The organism is Pontibacter korlensis, from assembly GCF_000973725.1.
GTDB lineage: Bacteria > Bacteroidota > Bacteroidia > Cytophagales > Hymenobacteraceae > Pontibacter > Pontibacter korlensis.
Genome location: NZ_CP009621.1, coordinates 5,231,820 through 5,253,448 on the forward strand (window position 1 = coordinate 5,231,820; position 21,629 = coordinate 5,253,448).

Here is a 21,629-nt window from a genome sequence, read left to right on the forward strand (position 1 = left end):
AATCCATTACTATTATGGCAATATTAAGAGAGATAGGAGCACATTTTTCACCAGATAAACAAGGCACAGTTTTTACAGTTTGGGCACCTAATGCCGAAAAAGTAGAAGTGCTTTTGCACAAACCTGAACCAATACAAGTACCATTGCAACGAGAGGCCATGGGCTACTGGACCGGCCTGAGCGAGTTTGCCACACCAGGCACACGCTACACTTTTACATTGGACGATGAAACCGAGCGACCAGATCCGGCCTCCCAGTTTCAGCCAACAACAGTACACGAGGCATCCGAAGTTATTGACCATACCTCCTTTAACTGGACAGACAGGAACTGGAAGGGCTTGCCACTGGAGCAGTACATTATTTATGAGCTGCACGTAGGCACTTTTTCAGAGGAAGGCACTTTTGAAGGAGTTATCAGCAAACTAACAGAACTGCAGGACCTAGGTGTAAACGCGATCGAGATAATGCCTGTGGCTCAGTTTGCCGGAAGCCGCAACTGGGGCTATGACGGGGTTTACCCTTTTGCCACCCAAAACAGTTACGGAGGGCCAGAGGGCCTAAAGAAACTTGTAAATGCCTGCCACGAAGCCGGAATTGCGGTGGTGCTGGATGTGGTGTATAACCACATGGGCCCGGAAGGAAACTACCTGAACGATTTTGGCCCATACTTTACAGACAAGTACAACACGCCCTGGGGCAATGCACTGAACTTTGATGATGCACACTCCGACCACGTGCGCAATTTCTTTATACAGAATGCGCTCATGTGGCTGCGGGACTTCCACATAGATGCGCTCCGCCTCGATGCCGTACATGCTATCTATGATACAGGTGCCAGACATTTCTTACAGGAGTTGAAAGAGCAAACTTCGCTCCTGGGCAAACAGCTTGGCAGAGAGTTTATACTTATAGCAGAAAGCGACCAGAGCGACGTACGCCTGCTTAACCCAACAGAGAAAGGTGGCTATGGACTGGATGCACAGTGGTTTGACGATTATCACCACGCCATCCATACATTAGTAACTGGCGAGCTGGAAGGCTACTACGAGGACTTTGGCAAACCTGAACACCTCCAGAAAGCACTGCAACACACTTTTGTATACAACGGCCTGTACTCTGAGCACAGGAAACGCACCATTGGCAGCGATGCTACCGATGTACCCGCTAAGCAGTTTGTTGTTTGCTCTCAGAACCACGACCAGGTAGGTAACCGCATGTTGGGTGAGCGCCTTACAGAGCTGGTATCTTTTGAGATGCTTAAAACAGTGGCCGGGCTGATACTGCTTTCGCCTTACACACCTATGTTGTTTATGGGAGAAGAGTACGGTGAGAAAAACCCATTCCTATACTTTGTGAGCCACACCGACGAAGAGCTGGTGGAGGCTGTACGTAAAGGCAGAAAAGAAGAGTTCAAGTACTTCGCCCATAAGGGAGAGTTTCCTGACCCACAGAGCGAAGAGACTTTCAACAGATCTAAACTAACGCACGGTTACACGCAGAACGAACAGCAAAACCAGCTGCGAAACTTCTATAAAGAGTTAATTAACCTACGCAAAACAGCCCCTGCCCTGGCCAAGCCGGACAAGCCCCACATGCATGTACAAATGGATGCCGAGCAAATGGTGCTGCACCTTGTACACGTTGGAGCTGAGCCTAGCCTCCACTGCCTGTTTAACCTAAGCCAGGAAGAGCGGGAAGTAACCTTAGATAGCAGCCAGGGACAAAGCTGGCGAGCGATAATTAACTCTGCCGAGTCAGCATGGGGTGGAAAAGCTGAAAAAGAATCGGCAAACATCACCTCTACCATTACAGTCCAGCCTGAAGCAATGCTGGTATTGCAGAAAGTAAAATAAAATATGCAACGCTACATCTGTATACACGGCCATTTCTACCAGCCACCTCGCGAAAACCCCTGGTTAAACGAGGTGGAGCTGCAGGAATCTGCTGCACCTTATCACGACTGGAACGAGCGTATTTCAGATGAATGCTATGCCCGTAATTCTGCTTCGCGCATCCTGAATGGTAACGGTAACATTGTAGATATCATCAACAACTACAGTTACATGAGCTTTAACTTCGGCCCTACCCTGCTGGAGTGGATGCAAAAACACGATCCCGAAACCTACCAGGCTATACTGGATGCCGACAAGGAAAGTATAAAACGCTTTTCCGGCCACGGTTCAGCGCTTGCGCAGGTGTACAATCATATCATCATGCCGCTGGCCAACGAGCGCGATAAGCATACGCAGGTAATTTGGGGTATCTATGATTTTAAGAAGCGCTTCGGGCGCAACCCGGAAGGCATGTGGCTAGCCGAAACAGCTGCCGATACACCTACTCTGGAAGTACTGGCGGAGCACGGCATTAAGTTTACCATCCTTTCGCCTTACCAGGCAAAGGCCTTCCGCAAGATAGGAGAAAGAGAATGGGTAAAAGCGGAAGGAGCCAATATCAACCCGCGTCGCCCTTACCTCTGCAAGCTGCCTTCAGGCCGCGAGATCGTGCTGTTCTTTTACGATGCCCCGGTATCGCAGGGGATTGCCTTTGAGGGCTTGCTGGAACATGGGGAGGATTTTGCCCATCGGCTAGGCGGCACTTTTGACGCCCACTCAAGGGAGCCACAACTCATGCACATTGCCACCGACGGTGAAACCTACGGCCACCATCACCGCTTCGGCGAGATGGCGCTTTCTTATGCCTTGCACCACATCGAGGAAGAAAAGATGGCGCAGGTCACGGTATATGGCGAATACCTCTCAAAGTTTCCGCCTCATTATGAGGCACAGATCATTGAGGCAAGTTCCTGGAGTTGTGCCCATGGCGTAGAGCGCTGGCGTAGTAACTGCGGCTGTAACACTGGAGGCCACCCTAGCTGGAACCAGGAGTGGCGAAAACCCATCCGGGAGTCTTTCGATTGGCTTAGAGATAAACTTGTCCCCCTGTATGAGCAGGAAATCAGAAGCCTTGGAGCAGACCCATGGACCACCAGGAATGACTACATCCAGGTGATTATGGATCGATCTGAGGCCAATGTCGCGTCGTTTATCAAGAACCATACAACAAGACAACTTACTACAGAGGAGCAGGTGCGCTTTCTGAAACTGATGGAAATGCAGTACCATACCCTGCTCCTTTATACTAGCTGCGGTTGGTTCTTTGATGAAGTCACCGGCATCGAAACAGTTCAGGACGTACTTTACGCCGCACGTGCCCTGCAGCTTGCCCGGGACTTGAGTGGCGGGGACCTGGGGCCTGAGTTTATACAGCGCTTGAGCCAAGCCAAGAGTAACCACAAAGACCGTGAAGACGCCGGTGCCTCTTATATCAAGACTGTGAAGCCTACCATGATCGACCTGCTGCGTGTGGGAGCTCACTATGCTGTATCCTCCCTCTTCCAGAACTTTCCGGAAGAGCTGGACCTGTACTGCTACACGGCCTCTTCCGAAGATTATGACTATATACAAGCTGGCCGCCAGAAGTTGGCAATAGGACGCGCCACAATAAAGAGCAAAGTCACCTGGGAGGAGATAACAATTACCTACAGCGTGCTGCACCTCGGCGACCACCAGCTGTTTGGCGGCGTGCGGAAGTTCATGACCCTTCAGGATTACAACAGGCTACACCAGGAGCTAAAAACGGCTTTCGAGCGCGGCTACGTGAGCGAAGTGATCATGCTATTAGACAAGCACTTTGAGTCGCACAACTACTCTTTCTGGCACCTGTTTAAAGACGATCAGAAAAAGATACTTAACCAGGTTCTCGCACAGACCATGGAGAATCTCGAAAAAGATTTCCAGCAGCTGTACGACAATAACTATGCGCTCATAGCGGCCATTCAGACCATAGGCATGCAGATGCCTCGTCCACTACAAACCACAGTAGACCATATTGTGAATACCCGACTGCAGACTGAGTTCGAATCAGAAGAGCCGGACCCGCAGGAAATAAGGCGATCCCTGGAGGAGGTAAAACGCATGCACGTTACCCTGGATTATGAGACACTGGAGTTTGCCCTGTCGCAGCGTGTAGACCTGCTGATGAAGAAGATTCAAGAGCACCCACAGGACATCGCCACCATAGACCTGATGATAGCGCTATTGGAGGTAGTTACCGGCTCCAAGCTTGCAACAGACTATTGGCAGGCCCAGAACATTGCCTTCAGAATGCAACAGCATGAGTATAAAGATATGAAAAAGCGCAGCCAGCAAGGCAACAAAGAAGCCATGAACTGGTGCCAAAAGTTCGAGAAGCTTTACCAGAACCTCAACCTGAAAATTTAACTATGACTTATATACCATCAGCCACTTACAGGCTACAGACTTCGCCTAACTTTAAACTGAGCGATATAAAACAGCTCATCCCTTACCTGCATGAACTGGGCATCAGCACCATATACTCTGCTCCCATTTTCTGTGCCCGCCCCGGTAGCGAGCACGGCTACGACGTTACGGCTCCGTATGATATAAACCCAGAGGTTGGCACACAGAAGGAGCTGCGCGAAATTGCAGCCGAACTGAAGGAGCGCGGCATGGGCTGGCTACAGGACATTGTGCCTAACCACATGGCTTTTCACCCGGATAACGTATGGTTGATGGACGTACTGGAGAAAGGGCCGCAGTCGCAGTTTTATACTTTCTTCGATATTGATTTCCACCACCCGGACTTTAACGGGCAGGTGATGGTGCCATTTTTAGGAGAACCGCTGGATAAGATAGTAGAGCAAGGGCAGCTAGAACTTAAGCTAACGGAGAAAGGCATTAGTCTTAACTACTTCGACAATGTTTACCCGGTTAGTGTGTCCAGCTACCGTCCTTTACTACAGGAGGCACTTCAGGCATCTGGTGATCCGGAGGTATCTAAACAGGCAAACCAAAGCCTGAAAGAACTGGAGTTGCTGGAGGCAGAAGAAAGTATAAACCCAGCAGCCTGGGGCAACTTCAAGAAGAAACTCTATAAAACAGAGGCCTTACGAAAAGCACTGGAACAGGTGCTGCAAAATACCAGCGAGGAAAAAGAGAAGCTGGAAAAGATACTGCAAAAGCAGCATTACATACTTAGCCATTGGCAGGACACCGAAAAGCAGATAAACTACCGCCGCTTCTTTACAGTAAACGACCTGATCTGTCTCCGCATGGAGCACCCGGAGGTGTTCGAACAGTATCACCAATTTATCAAACAGCTCTGCGACCAGGATATCCTGCAGGGCCTGCGTGTTGACCACGTAGACGGTTTGCTTGACCCAACTACGTACCTGAAGCGCCTGCGCCAGCTGGCTGGCCCTGAGAAGTACATCATCGTGGAGAAGATTCTGGAAGGCGAAGAGCAGTTACCAGAGCGCTGGCCTATACAGGGCAACAGCGGCTATGATTTCCTGGCTTGGGTTAGCAACCTTTATACTTCTGCCAAAGGCCGTCGCAAGCTTACCGAAGTATACCACCGCCTGATACCAGCTGCTCCTGATAATTATGAGCAGCTGGTGTTCGACAAAAAAATGTTTATCCTGAACAACTACATGAAGGGTGAACTGGAGAACCTGCTGCGCCTACTGCAGGAGCGCCACCTGATACCACTGGACCCGGAGGAGCAATGGCGTAAGGCACTGGCAGTACTGTTGGCGGCCTGGCCGGTATACTGTATTTATGGCAACCGCCTACCACTCTCTAAAGATGAGATGGAGGTAGTAGATAATGCCTTTGCCGAAGCTAATAAACAGGCGCCGGACGTAGCCGAGCAACTGAAGCACCTGCACACACTCTTTACCCTCACTCCGGATGATACTGAGGATACAAAGCATCACAAGCTATACTTTGTGATGCGTAGCCAGCAGTTTACCGGTCCGCTGGCTGCCAAAGGTGTAGAGGATACGACATTTTATACTTATAACCGCCTCATCTCACTTAACGAAGTAGGCAACAGCCCCGACATTTTCCACCTCGAGACAGAGGAGTTTCATGAGCGGATGCTGTATCGCCAGCGCGTATATCCGCACTCCATCAACGCCACTGCCACCCACGATACAAAACGTGGCGAAGGAGCCCGCATGCGCCTGAACGTGCTGAGCGAGTTGCCGGAAGAATGGGAAGAGAAGGTTACCGGCTGGCTTCAGATCTCCCAAAAGTATACAACAGAGTCTACCAAGAACGACCTGTACTTCCTGTTCCAGACGCTGCTGGGCGTACTGCCACTGGAAGGTGAGGTAGATGAGACACTTATACAGCGGGTGCAGGAGTACCTGGAGAAAGCACTGCGTGAGGCAAAAGTAAATACGGACTGGTCAGCACCAAACGAGACGTATGAGCAGGCCATGAAAAACCTGGTGCATCAGCTGCTGCAGGAGGACGAAGACTTTATGCACTCCTTCCAGCCTTTCTTCCTGAAAGTGGCGCACTACGGCTGGATCTATTCACTCTGCCAATCGCTGCTTAAGCTTACCTGCCCGGGCGTGCCGGATGTGTACCAAGGCACCGAATTCTGGGACCTAAGCCTGGTTGACCCTGACAACCGCCGCCCTGTGGACTATGATCTGCGCTACCGCTACCTGCAGGAATTGCAGCAGGAGGAAGCCAAAGATGCGCTAAACCTGCACAAGGCCCTGCTGCACCACCCAGAGAACTCTAAGGTAAAATTATACTTGCTGCACAAAGTGCTGGCTACCCGCCGCGACATGCAGGACCTGTTCGATAAAGGAGACTATGTACCCCTGCAGGTACACGGGGCAAAGCAGCAGCACGTATTAGCCTTTGCCCGCCACTATCAGGGTAAATGGGCGATTGTAGCTGTTCCGCTACTTCTTACCAGCCTGGTAAACGGACATGAATTGCCACTAGGTGAGGAAGTATGGCAAGACACAGCCATTGTATTACCTGAAACCGCGCCACAGGGCTGGCAACAGGTGCTTGGGCAAAGTACGTTAAACGCGAATGGTACGCTACCCGTAGCACAACTACTTAAGACATTCCCTGTCGCACTATTAACTGCTTGAGATTTATGATTATAGATAACCGTAGTGCAGGAATCCTGCTTCATATTACTTCGCTTCCCTCCCGCTTTGGTATCGGCGACCTGGGTCCGGAGGCTTATACTTTCGCCGATCAGTTAGAAGAGGCCGGACAGCGCTTTTGGCAGATTTTGCCCCTCAACCCGACAGAGGAAAGTTATGGCAACTCTCCCTATAGCAGCCACTCTGCCTTTGCAGGAAACCCGCTGCTTATTAGTCCGGAGCTATTGGTAAAGGACGGCCTGTTGCACGACAAAGACCTGCAGCACAATGAGAAGTTCGATGATGCCCGAGTGGACTATGCCACAGTAAGTAAGTTTAAGCTGAAGTTGTTGCAAAGGGCTTTTAAAAACTTTAGCGATGAGCTGCCCGACAAATTATGGAAGGAATTTGCTGATTTTCAGAAAGAGCATAAACTGTGGCTACAGGACTTTGCCAACTTTGTAGCCTTTAAAAAGCACTTTGGTGACAAAGGCTGGGTAGATTGGCCAAAGGAGATAAAGCAGCGCGACAAGAAGGCTGTAAAAGAACTGGCTGAGGAGCTAAACGAGCAAGTGGAGTTTGAGATGTTTATGCAGTTCATCTTCTACAGCCAGTGGGAGAAACTAAAGCAGTACTGCAATAGCAAAGACATCACCTTTTTTGGCGATATGCCATTTTATGTGAGCCACGACAGTGCTGATGTATGGAGTCATCCACACTTGTTTAAGCTTGATGATGAAGGCAACCCTACCGCTGTCTCGGGAGTACCACCGGATTTCTTTAGCGAAACCGGCCAGCTTTGGGGCACCCCTGTATATGACTGGAAGTCCTTAGCAGAACAGAAGTACGATTGGTGGATTCATCGCATAGACCACAACCTGCGTCTTTTCGGCCTGCTCCGCCTCGACCACTTCAGAGCCTTCTCTGCCTATTGGGAAGTGCCTGCCAGCGAAGACACAGCAGTAAACGGTAAGTGGGTAAAATCTCCAGGACGTGAAATACTGAGCCTGCTTCAGCACAAATACAAGAAGATGCCGATAATTGCAGAAGACCTTGGCGAAATAGACCAGCCTGTCCGGGATCTTATCAAAGAGTTTGATTTGCCGGGCATGTTGGTATTGGTATTTGCTTTTGTGGGCGATGAGAAGGCGTTTGAGAGTTCTTTTATGCCGCACAACCACACCCACAACAGCATAGTGTACACAGGCACACACGATAACAGTACCGTACGCGCATGGCTTGAGGAGTCTAACGACGAAGACGTAGATTTGCTAAGCCGATATGCTTTTCAAAAAATCACAGAGAAGAACGTGCACCAGGTAATGCTCCGCATGGCTTATATGTCAGTGGCACAGTTAGCCGTGGTTCCGGTACAGGATGTGCTTGGTTTAGGCAAGGAGGCAATCATGAATAAACCTTCCACAGGCTCAGGTAACTGGGAATGGCGCCTTCAACCAGGGCAATTCTCCAAAGAGTATGTAACTGAATTGCAAGATTTGGCCAAACTCTATGGTCGCTGGGAAGAACCTGAAAACAAGTAATTATCTGAATAGCAACTGATAGAAAAGTATAGCTGGCACGCCAGCTATACTTTTTTTATGCAAAGTGTTTTATTATATTGCTTTAGCACTATACTTCAACGCCCACATACATTAACTACATACATAGTGCAGATAACTGTATGTTTACTGCGATACGGTAGTCAGGTAACATTACAAAGTATAGAAGGACACATAAACCCAAATGAAGAGGAAGGCGCAACTACAAGAGATCAAGCATTGGGGCATCAGCTTACCTTATGTGTTCCTATTTAAAAGGAAGATCCATATAGGTACTCTATTCATACTTGCGCTAGTTGCTTACTTTGTACAGCATGTAACCTTCAAAACGCTAATGAAAACGGAATTAGCCAAAAATGGAGAGATTACAAAAGGCTATATTTTTGAATCAAAGGATGTAGGTGGTAAAGGGACAACATACCATTACTATACTTTTAAAGTAGCCAACACTTTGTATGAAAATCATGCCGCTAATGGGGAGTTTTCAGAAAAAGACTCAATATACATTGTCTACGATATACAGAATCCTGACAAAAATTGGGCGCTAAAGCTTTTAGAAAATGACTATCCTGATCAGCTACAGAAGAATCCAAATTATCTGAACTTAAAAAATAACGAACACCTAACAAGAGCTAAAGCATACTAAGGAGTGCCTTAGCCAAACCGTTGGGAGTAACACTCCAAGATTGGCAACTTCAAAAGATAACACATTTTGTTTCAGAACATAAAGAGATTGTTTTTATTTGGAGTTGTCGCGTTTATAGCCGCTGCTTGTAGCACGACAAAGAATTTGCATTCGAAAGAGTTTGTACAAACTCAACAAGAGTTAACAGAGAAGTTGACCCAAATAAGTAAAGCAGCAAGTTTCAACGGCTTTGGCGTAGCTTTAGTAAACGACAAAGAGGTTTTATACCAAAACGGTTTTGGGATTGCTAATGTCGAGACAAGCGCCAAGTATACAGAAAACACAGTTCAAAATATTGCCTCTATCTCTAAGACTGTCATAGGGCTTGCCGTTCTTAAAGCGCAGGAATTAGGCAAACTTAACTTAGATGACCCAGCCAATAAATATCTGCCCTTCACCGTATCCAATCCAGCATACCCGGAGGTCCCCATCACCATCCGGCACCTGGTAACGCATACGTCCTCTATTGTAGACACAGAAGAATACCTTTCCAGAAATCTGGTACTGAGGGACACAGTTAATCTGGTTCACAACCTCAACATTGATGTTTCGCCAACACGGTTTAATCCTCCATCAGCTAAAACCTCCTTAGAAGACTTCTTGAAAAACCTGCTTGACACCGATGGAGAATGGTACTCAAGAGAGGGATTCTCAAAAAGTAAACCAGGAAGCATGTATGAGTATTCAAATGTTGGAGCCTCACTTGCCGCATTAGTAGTGGAGAAAGCTACAGGCACTACTTATGATGAGTTTACTTCACAGTACATTTTACGCCCTTTGGAGATGCATTCATCGGGTTGGAGTTTTAATGCAATTGATTTTTCAAGCTATTCCCCCACTTATCAGGACAAACAAACACCTTATCCCTGTTACTCCCTTATTGGTTACCCAGACGGAGGATTGCTAACCACGAGCTCAGATATGAGCAAGTACATTCTAGAACTCATGAAAGGGTATCTTGGCAACGGGACTATCCTCACTAAACAGAGTTACAAAGAGTACTTTACACCACAACTTGCGGCAGAAAACTTCACTAACAGGAGTACCAGCGAATACAGTGATGAGTACAATATGGGAATCACAATGGGATTTGGCTCTACAGGAAACTTCGGGCACACCGGCGGCGATCCAGGAATGTCTTCTGTGATCTGGTTTTACAAAGACAAAAGGATGGGCCGGTACTTTATAGTTAACACAGATTGGAATACTGAATCATCCGGCAAAGACCAGAAAGCAATCTATGATCTGCTCCACGAATTTTATGTAAAGCTAAATAGCTTGAGCAAGACAACAAAGTAGTACTTGGTCAGTAGACAACTCTCTTTTACCTTTTACACAGCCTGGTTATACTTTAGGTAAATTATACTTTATGAAAACAGAAAAAGAAAAGATGCTCTCCGGTGAGCTGTACGACGCACTCGACAAGCAACTCTCAGATGAAAGGCTCCGAACAAGGCTACTTCTCAAAGAATTGAACGACTCCCGCGAAGACCAGGCGGAAGAGCGCAGCCGTATCCTAAAAGAACTCATACCTGACGCGGGCGAAGGCTTATGGTTGCAGCCTCCATTTTACTGCGACTATGGCACCAATATCAAAGTTGGTGAAAAGGTGTTTTTCAACTTCAACTGTATAGTACTTGATGTGATGCAGGTAACGATTGGCAGCCGAACCCTATTTGGTCCTAATGTGCAGATCTATACGGCCACACATCCCATGGATCATAAAGAGAGAGCCTCAGGCCTGGAGTTTGCCAAGCCTATCACTATCGGTGAGGATGTTTGGGTAGGTGGCAGTGCGGTAATTTGCCCTGGTGTAAGTATAGGCGATCGCGCAGTGATTGGTGCTGGCAGTGTAGTTACCAAAGACATACCGTCTGGTGTTTTTGCAGCCGGTAACCCTTGCAGAGTTATCCGCTCTCTTGAGCAAACAGAGTAGGCTTTACTTTTCTTGACTATCACGGTGGCAGTGTTATTTGAAGTAGCAGAAACACCTGCAGCTTAACACTGCCACTTTTTTGCTTCCCTCACCTACCGGGCCACCTACAATTCACAACACTCCTTTCACCTCTAATATCCTTTAAACCTGTTTGTTATCTACAATTAAAAGTTTACCTTAGGGTATAGTATATCTGCTACACCGCTCAATCCTATCATAACTATGGTACAACAAACAGCTTCCGTCGCACCTGGTAATAAGGCTCAGGATTTTGCCCTATTGGATACTGTATCCGATAAGATTGTTTCGCTTCAGGATGTGTCTTCGCCTAAGGCCACAGTTATCATGTTTATCTGTAACCACTGCCCATATGTTCAGCACATACTGCCAGAGCTGCTGAAGGTAGCAAGGCAATATAAAGCGCAGGGAGTAAGCTTTGTGGCCATTAGCGCAAATGATGCCTCCTTCTACCCGGAAGACGGTCCGGCACAGATGAAAAAGCTGGCCAAAGAAATGAATTTTCCGTTTCCCTACCTCTACGACCAGACCCAGCAGGTAGCCCGTACGTACCAGGTAGAGTGCACTCCTGATTTTTATGTTTACAACAGCAACATGTGCCTTGCCTACCACGGGCAGTTTGATGATTCACGGCCAAAAAGCAACATACCTGTAACAGGCAGAGATTTACGACAAGCTCTGGATGCCTTGCTTGCGGGGCAACCTATACCCGAGCACCAGACGCCAAGTATTGGCTGTGGCATTAAGTGGCGAGCAGCCTAGCTCGGTGAAGTTGGTGGCAGGTCTACCTTATTTTCACTAAGCATCTCCGACATAGCCTGGGCATGGTCCAGGTACTGCGACGTATACTTGTCGTTAGCAGCGTGTACGTACATAGTAGTACCTCCCTTAACCACATTGATTACATCTTCGTGCTCCTCCATCGGGATAGCAGGACAACCGAGGCTGCGGCCTAAACGACCAGCCTGTTCAATAAATTCTTCTGTAGCATACTCAGCACCGTGCATCACTATACAGCGGTCGCGGGCATTGGTGTTAAAGCCTTCGTCCAAGCCATCCAACCGCAGCGACAGCCCGTGCTTACCCTGGTATGTATTGCCAGTTACATAGAAACCAATGCTGCTCATGTAAGATTCACTCTTGTTGGAGAAGGTCTCGGCAAACTCCTCTCCTGAGTTGCGGCCATGCGATACATAGGTATTATGAAGTAGCTCCTTCTTTTCTACATCTACCACCCACAGGCGCTTCTCGTTAGACGACTTTGTAAAGTCAACAATGGTGATATATGGCTTGCCAGACACCTCGTTGTTGTGTCGCATGTTATAGTAGCCAGTGAGTGCTTTGTTAAACACCTCAAAGCGAAGCCCTGCCTCCTGCAACTGTATGTGGCTGTACAGGTTGTAAGCCACCTGGTTAAAGTGCATCAGTTTAAGGTTTGCCATCCTCCGCTTCATCGTATCCGTGCTGGAGTGCGGCATAGCGGCACCTGTGTTAACTGGTGTGGCCATTGGTGTAAGCACGAGCGGCGCAAACAAAGGCAGCAGGTTGCGGCTCAGCTTGCGGCGCATTCTTCTCCATCTTGGCTTTCTCATCTCTTTAAAATTTTATACTCATTGATTTTACGGCCAAGCGCGAAAGCGGTTTAAAACACACACTACAGCATACGTATAAGAAGTTTATCTAACCCAAAAACATATTGATAATTAGACCCATACTTACCAAAGGCACCATTTTTGCCAATATGTATGTTACCTGAATATCTGTACAGACACATTATGAGTAATAAGCAAAAGCACTACACCAACTATATTTTTTACACTTTCTTCACACTGGTTATACTTCTGCTAACCAGCTGTAGCCAGCAGCAGACTTTAAGAGGAGTGTTCAAAAGCCAGACACCTTACGAGAAGTATGCGGCTAAGCTGAAAGATGCAAACCTGGACGAAACGGCATTGGGCCAAGAGTGGATAACAGCTGGCCAGCAGGCCCTGCAGGACTCGCTAAGCGTAAGGCTGCCTTTTAAAGAGACGGGCTACTTTGCTGCCGATAAGCCCCGTGCCTTGGGTTATCGCATAGATGCCAAACGTGGGCAAAGGCTGATTGTAAACCTGGAGGTACAGGCACGAGAGCAACTGCAGGTGTTTATGGACCTGTTTGAAAGCGGCAATGGCAAACCTAAGCATGTAGCCGCCGCCGATTCTACTGCCGCTACCTTGGCTTATGAAGTAGATGAAGACCAGCAGCACATACTGCGTGTGCAGCCCGAGTTACTGCGCAGCGGTCAGTATACTGTAACCATTCAATCAGAGCCTATACTTGCCTTTCCGGTAGACGGGAAGAGTAGCCGCAACATTGCCAGCATTTGGGGCGACCCACGCGATGCCGGCGCACGCCGGCACGAAGGCGTTGACATTTTTGCCAAGCGTGGCACACCAGCCATCGCCGGCACCGACGGTGTTATCAGGCAGGTAGCCACTACTCCACGCGGAGGCAAGGTGGTTTGGCTGTCGGACATCAACCGCAGGCAAAGCCTGTACTATGCCCACCTCGATAGCCAGCTGGTGCAGGTAGGCCAGCACGTACAGGCAGGCGATACCTTGGGTCTGATTGGAAATACGGGTAACGCCCGAACCACTGGGCCGCATCTGCACTTTGGTATTTACCGCTACGGTCATGGTGCCATCAACCCCTACCCCTACGTGCACCAGTCTTCCGCCCCTGTGCCAGCTGTTAAGATTAACGGCGAACTGGTTGGCAACTGGGTTCGTGTAAGTAGCCGCGCGGCTAACGTGCGACTGCAGCCTAGCACAAAGTCGGGGGTATACCGTTCGCTACCTCAGCACACGCCTTTGCAGGTTACTGGTGGTACCTCCAGCTGGTACCGTGTTGCCATGCCCGATGGCAAAGAAGCTTATATTGCCAGTAGTGTAGTAGAGCCTGCAACAAAGCCTGTAAAGTATGAGAAGCTTGCCTCTGAAACCAGCCTGCTGGACGAAGCACACCCAAGTGCCGCCGCTAAAGATAGTCTGCCAGCCGGAAGCAATGTGGCTATACTTGGCAGCTATAAGGGCTATGAGCTGGTGCGCAACGAAGCCGGAGAACTTGGTTGGATAAACCCACAACTGACATTGAGTGCAAGGTAAGACTGGTCTTTATAGACCAACCATCCCTGCCCCTCAGACTATGCCCGCTAGTTTCGAACTCGTGTTCTCGCTTGTCTAAGGAGGGGAGTCTGTTACTGCTTCAGCTAAAGTATAAGTTTCATTGTAGCTGTCCTTGTGCGGACAGGCCACAGGTGTAAACCCACCCCCATCCCTCCGAGGAGGGGAATCTGTTCGGCCAATGATTACACCCCTGTGACCTACGGTCGCAAGTTTCTACTCTCGTCTCACTTGTCCTCAAGGGAACAGTTGAAGAACAGCGGTCATCAAATCTGATCCCAGTCCTTGGGTTGAGCGCCTTGTGAGATCCGGTGCCCGTAGGACAGCGCACTGGCGCAGGAGGGACACGGTGCGATGCCCTTATCGAAGGCCCCCTACCCCCACAGGACGAGGCCCCGCGGCCTTGAGCGCACCAAAGCAGGAGGTGAAACAAGCAGGTGGTAAGGCTATGGATGAACAGCAGCAAAGAAAAAAATTTGCCTCAAGTTCCAGGAACGGCAGTTTGAAAATATAGCAAGGCAAAGGTGTAACCGGGAATGAAATTCACAAACCTCTTTCTACCTATCCATACCCGCACACTGCTCAATAATTTATATATTTACACTTAACACTCAAACTAAACACTTATTGCCTTTGAAGTTAGCTGCTATTGATATTGGGTCGAATGCGGTAAGATGCCAGATTTCCAGCGTACTGAACCAGAACGGAAGAGTATTTTTCAAAAAAGTAGAGTACGTGCGTTATGCCATCCGCTTCGGCGAGGATGTGTTTAACACGGGCTACATCAGCGACCTGAAAATCGAGAAGTTTATTAAACTGCTCAAGGCCTTCCAGTTATTGCTGGATGTTCATGATGTGGACCACTACATGATCTGTGCTACCTCAGCCATGCGCAGCTCCCTTAATGCCCCTGAGATACTTGAGCGGGTAAGACAGGAAGTGGGAATGGAAATACAGGTAATAGATGGTGTAACAGAAGCCGATCTTATCAACAAGGTAATCTATAATTTCCTGGATGAGCAGCGTAACTACCTGCACATAGACGTTGGAGGTGGCAGCACGGAGTTCAACATCTATGTAAACCGCCAGAAGATGGCCTCCCAGTCGTTTGAGCAAGGCTCCATCAGGCATATGCATGGCCGTGACTCTGAAGAGCTCTGGAACAGCATGCGCACCTGGATAGAAGCCAATGCCAAGAAGTACCACCTGTCGCGTGCCGTAGGTACAGGAGGTAACATCAATAAAATTTACGAGATAGCGGGCAAAACGCCGGGCAAGCCTATCTACCGGAAGCAGATTGAGGAAGTAGCAGCCTACATAGCTAGTTTACCTTTAGAACAGCGCATTACAGAACTGCTCCTGAATCCCGATCGAGCCGATGTGATTGTACCTGCCTCAGAAATCTACCTTTCAGCCATGAAATGGGCTAAGCTGGAAAGCATGATTGTACCAGCGGTAGGTTTGAAAGACGGTATGCTGCACTCCCTTTATGAGCGCTACCACCCGGAGCGCTTCGTGATAACCAAGATCAGCTAAACGTATCCAAGTATAAAAATAAAAGCGGCTGCAGCCTCTTCTTCGGAAGTTAAGCTGCAGCCGCTTTTATACTTTAGTGGAGGCTTCTACACCAACTCTACATCTTCAACCACATAAGCTTTGTTGTAGAATAACTTGTGGATGTCTATAACCTCCTCATTCGCTCCGGCACGACGCTTTATGTAAGTACCGTCTTCACGCATGATGTAGGAGTTCTGGTTATCCAGCAGGTTGTAGTATAGAATGGTGATTGCCTCGCGTTTTAACTCCGCGTTAGCAATCAGGAAGAGAGCCTCTATACGGCGGTCGAAGCTGCGTACCATCATGTCTGCACTTCCGCCATATACTTTAGGGTCGCCGTTGTTGTGGAAGTAGTACAGGCGGGCATGCTCCAGGTACTCCCCTACTATACTTTTCACAGAGATATTTTCGCTCAAGTCCTCACGGCCCGGTCTCAGGCAGCAAATGCCCCGCACTATCAGCTTGATCGTAACACCGGCTTTTGAGGCCTTATACAACTCATCAATTACCTCCCTATCCTCCAGCGAGTTTATCTTGATCACGATACCGCTCTTCAGCCCCTTCTTCGCGTTGCGGGCTTCTATCCGGATCAGATCTATCAACTGGCTCCGCATGTTCTTTGGCGAGGTCATCAGGTATTTATACTCGTTCGGGCGAGAGTGGCCGGTAATTACGTTGAAGAACTCAGACACGTCGTGCGCATAGATTTCGTTCGTTGTCAGCAAGCTCACATCAGTGTACAAACGAGCCGTAGCCTCATTGTAGTTACCGCTGCCGATGTGTACATATCGCGTCACCTTCTCCCCTTCCTTCCGGATGATCATCATCATTTTGGTGTGCGTTTTGTACTTGCTGATACCGTAAATCACAAAGCAGCCTGCCTTCTCCAGCCTCTCGCCTTCCCGCAGGTTGCGCTCCTCATCAAAACGGGCTTTCACCTCAAACAAAACCGACACGTGCTTGCCATTCTCAGCGGCCTTCAGTAAGGCTGCTGTTACCCTACTCTGGTCTGCTAAGCGGTAAATCGTCTGCTTTATACCCAGCACTGATGGGTCTTCTGCGGCGCGCTCCAGCAGGTTTACTACTGGCTCCATACTGTTGTATGGGTGGTGCAGCAGCACATCATGCTCCTTCAGGTACTCAAACATATCCACCCCATCGCTAGGCAGGCTAAGCGGAAGTACAGAGGCTGGTTGCTTAAAGCACTTGTTCTTATAATGGCGGTGGTTCACGATCTGCCACAGGCCGCGCAGGTCCAGCATACTGTTAATGGTGAACACGTTGGCATTGTCTATGGTCCAGCGCTCCTTCAGTATCTTCATCATAAACTGAGAAGGATTTCGCTCTACCTCCAGGCGCACCACACGGCCTTTTTTACGGGTCTTCAGCTTAGATTTGATCTCCTGCACAAAGTCTGCCTCCAGGTCGTCCGACTCTTCCAGTGTGAAGTCGCCATTACGCGTAATGCGGAACAGGTTTACCGATACGATGTCCACATTGCGGAACAGCTTCTTGATTTTCCAGCGCACGATTTCTTCAATCGGCACAAAGATGATCTTGTCCTTGCGGTTGATCTCGTAAAAGCGCGCCAGGTTCTGCGGAATCTGCACAAAGGTTACGCGGTCCTGCGGCTTGCCTTCGTCGGTGGTACGGGTAACCACGCCAAAAGTCAGCAACTGGTTCATGAGCAGCGGAAAGCCATGGTAGTTATCAAACACCATGGGCGTGAGCATTGGGTAGATGGTATTCTTGAAGTATGAATCCACCTTCTTCTGCTCAATTTCGGTCAGCTCGTTTACCTTCAGTATATCAAAGCCACTCTTGGGGAAGAGGGGCTTCAGTTCGTTGTTGAAGGTCAGGTACTGGTCGTTTACAAAACGGTGCGCGTAGTCGAGCAACTTCTTACGGAACGGCAGTTCACGCAGGCCGGAGTAATCGGTGCGTTCCTTTCCGTAGTCGAGGTAATTGTACAAGCTACCCACCCGGATCATAAAAAACTCATCCAGGTTAGACGAGGTGATAGCCAAAAACTTCAGCCTGTCGAAAAGGCTTTTGTTGGCATCACGCGCCTGGTCCAATACTCTATAGTTAAACCGCAGCCAGCTCAGGTCACGGCTAATGTATTTACTTTTCTTTATCTGGTCAGAAACCTTACTGATAAGCATGCTTTCTCTCTTTTTCGGATACCTGCAAAGTGCCATAACGGGGGCAAGCACCCTCTATACTTCATAAACCCAAAATATAAGGATAAAGTATAGGTTATCCCTCATATTCCTTTAAAATTATTAGTGGCTGAGTTTCCTCTTATACCTGTGCCAAGTACCAACGTACAACAAGGGCAAACAACTAAAACTGCCATGGCTTCTCTTACCGCTACTCCTCCTGTTTTAGACGAGTTTCCGCCACTGCCGCTGGAAGAATGGGAAAGCACCAAGTACACGCTGCACCTGTACCTGCAGATAATCGGTAAAATCAGGCTAAAGCTGATGCCGCGCCGCAACCACTGGTGGAACGCAACACTTTACGTTACCAGCCGGGGCCTCAGCACATCTCCTATGCCTTATAAGTTTTACACGTTGGAGTGCGAGCTCGATTTTATCGACCACCAGTTGCACCTACGCACCAATACCAGTGCTTCAGAAAGTATAACGCTACAGGATGGCCTAAGCGTAGCCGAGTATTACACGCAGGTAATGAAGGCACTGGAGGTATTAGGCGTTCATGTAGAGCTTCTGGCCAAGCCTTACGACAACAAGAGTACCATACCTTTTGCACAAGACCACACCCATGCTACGTACAACCAGGAGCAGGTACACCGGTACTGGCGGGTGCTGGTAACAGTAGACCAGGTACTAAAGGAGTTCAGCGGACGGTTCTACGGCAAAACCTGCCCTGTGCACCTGTACTGGCACCACCTCGACCTGACTGTTACGCGTTTTTCCGGCAAACAGGTTCCTATAAATCCTGAGGCAAGCATAGTGGAGAAAGATGCTTACTCGCACGAGGTAATCAGCTTTGGCTTTTGGCCTGGCGATGATCAGGTACGCTTTCCTGCTTTCTACTCTTATACTTATCCCGCACCAAAAGGGCTGGACCAGCAGCCACTGCAGCCCAAGCAAGCCAGTTGGGTAGACTCTAACGGTAGCCCAATGGCCATACTCAACTATGAGGAACTGCGGGAGCTAGACAACCCACGTCAGGCGCTACTGGATTTTCTGGAAAGCGCGTACCAAGCCGGGGCACAACTTGCACAGTGGCCGGTGCAGGAGCTTACGGTAAAGCCTCTGGAAGCGCTGTAAGTACAGAACCGAAGCCACACACCTGATATAGTACGATATGAGCAGAAGCCAAAGTATACTTTTCCTTCTCCGATCACTGTTTTTTCTTTTTCTCTGGGTAAAAGCTGCTGCACCAGCCACGGCACAGGATAGTAAGCCTGCTATAAACCTTGGGCTGCGTACCCACTACGGCTTTATCATACCGCACTCAGATGCTATCCGGGAGGTATCTTACTCACACCCCCGTGCACTGGAACTGGACCTAAGCTTACACTTTACCAGCAAAAAGGCTTGGCAGTTCATCCAGGGCTATCCCAGGTTTGGAGCATCTGTCTCCTACATTAACTTCGACAACCCCGACGTGCTGGGCAACGCCTATGCGCTTATACTTTATGTAGAGCCTTTTTTGTCGGCTCACCGGAGGGTCAGCCTCTCATTCAGGTTTGGAGGTGGCTTATCTTACCAGAGCAACGTGTACGACGCCATCAGTAATCCGCAAAATCAGTTTTACAGCACCAGGCTTGCCTTTCCGCTGACGGTAAACCTGATGGCAAACTACAGGCTGAGCGAGACCTGGCTCCTGCGAGCCGGCGGCACCTACAGCCACATTTCTAACGGTGGCATACGCCAGCCTAACAAGGGTATAAACTTTCCGATGGCAACTCTTGGGGTAGATTATGCGCTACGCCCGGCCACTTTCCCTGAGCGACAACTGCAAAAGTATGAACCGGAAGATACGGAACGTTATTACCTGGTAGCGTTGTCAGGCACTATGAAGGATGGCAGAATCGACCAGACAGACAAGCTCCTTTTGTGGGGCGTTACAGCCTATGCCAGCCAACGCACAGGAAGGTTAAGCGCCCTTACAGCAGGCGCAGAATGGGTAGCAGATTACTCCATCAAAGAAGTTATGGATGAGGAAGATATTGATAAAGACTTTCAGCGGGGAGCGCTTTTAGTTGGTCACGAGCTATACATCGGCAGGTTCAGGTTTAACCAGATGTTGGGGGTATACCTATATGCTCCGCGTAAAGCCCGGGATCCGGTGTACCAGCGCTGGGGACTGGAGTATCATACTCCTCCCGGTTTATTCTTCGGCATTAACCTGAAAGCACACCGGCACGTGGCCGATTTCCTGGATGTACGGGTTGGCTGGCGTTTTGGGAATTAAGTTTTCAGTCCCTGACCTGTACCAGCTCTTTCTCCTAAACCCTTATCCAGATAATAACTCGTATCTTTGAGCATTAGCAAGTATCATACTTAACCAAACATTACATGTCCTTTTCATCTCTCGGCTTATCGGCACCTCTGGTAAGAGCTGTAGAAAACCAGCAGTACAAAGAACCTTACCCCATCCAGAAAGAGGCCATACCTGCCATGTTGCAGGGAAAGGATATCCTGGGGCTTGCACAGACAGGCTCCGGCAAAACAGCAAGTTATGTCTTGCCTATCCTGGAGATGCTACAGCGAAAGGTACCGTCTGGAAACAGAGCAGTGCCTGTGCTTGTATTGGTACCGACCCGGGAGTTAGCCACTCAAGTGGGGGAAGTAGTACGTTCTTTCGCTTCGGAACTGCCGCGCCAGGTAAAGTCTATGGCCGTATTCGGGGGCGTATCCATTAACCCACAGATGATGAAGCTGCACGGTACAGAGATACTGATAGCTACGCCTGGCCGCCTGCTCGACCTGGTGGAGCACAAAGCTGTGCAGCTTTCGGAGGTAAAAGTGCTGGTGCTGGACGAGGCTGATAAAATGTTAAGTTTAGGCTTTAAAGAGGAGATTGAGAAGATATTTTCGCTGCTGCCTCAAAAGCGACAGAACGTACTCTTCTCTGCCACCCTGGATGAGGAGGTAGCTTTTCTTGTTGCTGAGATACTGCACAACCCGGTAAAAATAAGGATAGAGGAAGAAGCCGTTGTACCAGATCTGATTAACCAGACAGCTTACCAGGTAACAGCTGAGCGCAAAGGGCCATTCCTGCGCTACCTCATAAAGCAGAGTAATATGCAGCAGGTATTGGTATTTACATCCTCCATCCGGACAGCTAATAATGTGGTGGGTAAGCTTGTGAAGAACGGTATAGAAGCGGCCGCGTTTCATGGCGATAAAAGCCAGGGAGCCAGAACAGAGGCGCTGCGCCAGTTTAAAGCGGGCAAATTACGAGTACTGGTAGCAACGGATTTAGCTTCCCGCGGTATCGACATCAAGTCCCTTCCACATGTAATCAACTACGAGCTTCCAAGATCGCCAAAAGACTACGTGCACCGCATTGGTAGAACTGGCCGTGCAGAGGCTTCCGGTGAAGCCATCTCTTTGATCTCGCCAGATGAGGACCATCATTTTAAAGTGATTCAGAAGAAAATGGGCAAGCAGGTACCCATGTCACCCACAGAGGATATAAACTTATCCGGTTTCTAATGCAGAGTTACCAACAGGTATAAAATAAAACAGGCGAG

The 21,629-nt window shown here is 48.9% G+C and carries 15 protein-coding genes; 13 read left to right on the forward strand and 2 right to left on the reverse strand.

Annotated elements, in window-relative coordinates; translation table 11 throughout:
- Nucleotides 1-14: 14 nt before the first annotated feature.
- The 8 genes from treZ (at nt 15) to PKOR_RS22445 (ending at nt 11,939) form a co-directional block, all read left to right on the forward strand.
- On the forward strand, nt 15-1,853 hold the full coding sequence (gene treZ / locus PKOR_RS22410) for a malto-oligosyltrehalose trehalohydrolase (protein ID WP_046313628.1): 1,839 nt from the start codon (nt 15-17) through the stop codon (nt 1,851-1,853).
- Between the two features lie 3 nt (nt 1,854-1,856).
- Nucleotides 1,857-4,280 (forward strand): DUF3536 domain-containing protein, encoded by a 2,424-nt coding sequence (locus PKOR_RS22415; protein WP_046313630.1) that lies wholly within the window; start codon nt 1,857-1,859, stop codon nt 4,278-4,280.
- A gap of 2 nt (nt 4,281-4,282) precedes the next feature.
- On the forward strand, nt 4,283-6,982 hold the full coding sequence (treY, locus tag PKOR_RS22420; protein WP_046313631.1) for a malto-oligosyltrehalose synthase: 2,700 nt from the start codon (nt 4,283-4,285) through the stop codon (nt 6,980-6,982).
- A gap of 5 nt (nt 6,983-6,987) precedes the next feature.
- Nucleotides 6,988-8,520 carry a 4-alpha-glucanotransferase gene (gene malQ, locus PKOR_RS22425; protein ID WP_046313633.1) on the forward strand — a complete coding sequence of 511 codons (1,533 nt, stop codon included), beginning with the start codon at nt 6,988-6,990 and terminating at the stop codon, nt 8,518-8,520.
- 352 nt (nt 8,521-8,872) lie between these two features.
- A complete protein-coding gene (locus PKOR_RS22430) occupies nt 8,873-9,184 on the forward strand; it encodes a hypothetical protein (RefSeq protein WP_148561777.1) in 312 nt (103 codons plus the stop codon).
- A 66-nt stretch (nt 9,185-9,250) separates the two neighbouring features.
- A complete protein-coding gene (locus PKOR_RS22435; RefSeq protein ID WP_158453817.1) occupies nt 9,251-10,522 on the forward strand; it encodes a serine hydrolase domain-containing protein in 1,272 nt (423 codons plus the stop codon).
- Nucleotides 10,523-10,592: 70 nt separating this feature from the next.
- Nucleotides 10,593-11,159, forward strand: coding sequence for a sugar O-acetyltransferase (locus PKOR_RS22440; RefSeq protein ID WP_046313637.1), 567 nt, complete (start codon nt 10,593-10,595; stop codon nt 11,157-11,159).
- A 222-nt stretch (nt 11,160-11,381) separates the two neighbouring features.
- Complete coding sequence (locus PKOR_RS22445) at nt 11,382-11,939, forward strand: thioredoxin family protein (protein ID WP_046313640.1); 558 nt, start codon at nt 11,382-11,384, stop codon at nt 11,937-11,939.
- Here the strand turns inward: PKOR_RS22445 and PKOR_RS22450 are convergent.
- Nucleotides 11,936-12,769, reverse strand: coding sequence for a murein L,D-transpeptidase catalytic domain family protein (locus tag PKOR_RS22450; RefSeq protein ID WP_235336970.1), 834 nt, complete (start codon nt 12,767-12,769; stop codon nt 11,936-11,938). The genes PKOR_RS22445 and PKOR_RS22450 overlap by 4 nt on opposite strands.
- A gap of 183 nt (nt 12,770-12,952) precedes the next feature.
- Between PKOR_RS22450 and PKOR_RS22455 the strand changes: the two genes are divergently transcribed.
- Both PKOR_RS22455 and PKOR_RS22460 read left to right on the forward strand, forming a co-directional pair.
- Complete coding sequence (locus tag PKOR_RS22455; protein ID WP_046313641.1) at nt 12,953-14,320, forward strand: M23 family metallopeptidase; 1,368 nt, start codon at nt 12,953-12,955, stop codon at nt 14,318-14,320.
- Nucleotides 14,321-14,971: 651 nt separating this feature from the next.
- The gene (locus PKOR_RS22460) at nt 14,972-15,874 is read left to right on the forward strand and encodes a Ppx/GppA phosphatase family protein (RefSeq protein ID WP_046313642.1); all 903 of its coding nucleotides are present in this window, start codon (nt 14,972-14,974) and stop codon (nt 15,872-15,874) included.
- Nucleotides 15,875-15,960: 86 nt separating this feature from the next.
- On the opposite strand, the gene ppk1 is transcribed toward PKOR_RS22460, so the two are convergent.
- On the reverse strand, nt 15,961-18,060 hold the full coding sequence (ppk1, locus tag PKOR_RS22465) for a polyphosphate kinase 1 (RefSeq protein ID WP_046313644.1): 2,100 nt from the start codon (nt 18,058-18,060) through the stop codon (nt 15,961-15,963).
- A gap of 147 nt (nt 18,061-18,207) precedes the next feature.
- Here ppk1 and PKOR_RS22470 point away from each other — a divergent pair, with 147 nt between their 5' ends.
- The 3 genes from PKOR_RS22470 to PKOR_RS22480 all read left to right on the forward strand — a co-directional run bounded on the left by PKOR_RS22470 (nt 18,208) and on the right by PKOR_RS22480 (nt 21,591).
- Entirely contained in the window at nt 18,208-19,194 is a 987-nt protein-coding gene (locus PKOR_RS22470; protein WP_235336981.1) for a DUF5996 family protein, read from the forward strand.
- Nucleotides 19,195-19,231: 37 nt separating this feature from the next.
- Nucleotides 19,232-20,344, forward strand: a complete 1,113-nt coding sequence (locus PKOR_RS22475; protein ID WP_046313646.1) for an acyloxyacyl hydrolase — start codon at nt 19,232-19,234, stop codon at nt 20,342-20,344.
- A 104-nt stretch (nt 20,345-20,448) separates the two neighbouring features.
- A complete protein-coding gene (locus PKOR_RS22480; protein WP_046313648.1) occupies nt 20,449-21,591 on the forward strand; it encodes a DEAD/DEAH box helicase in 1,143 nt (380 codons plus the stop codon).
- Nucleotides 21,592-21,629 lie beyond the last annotated feature (38 nt).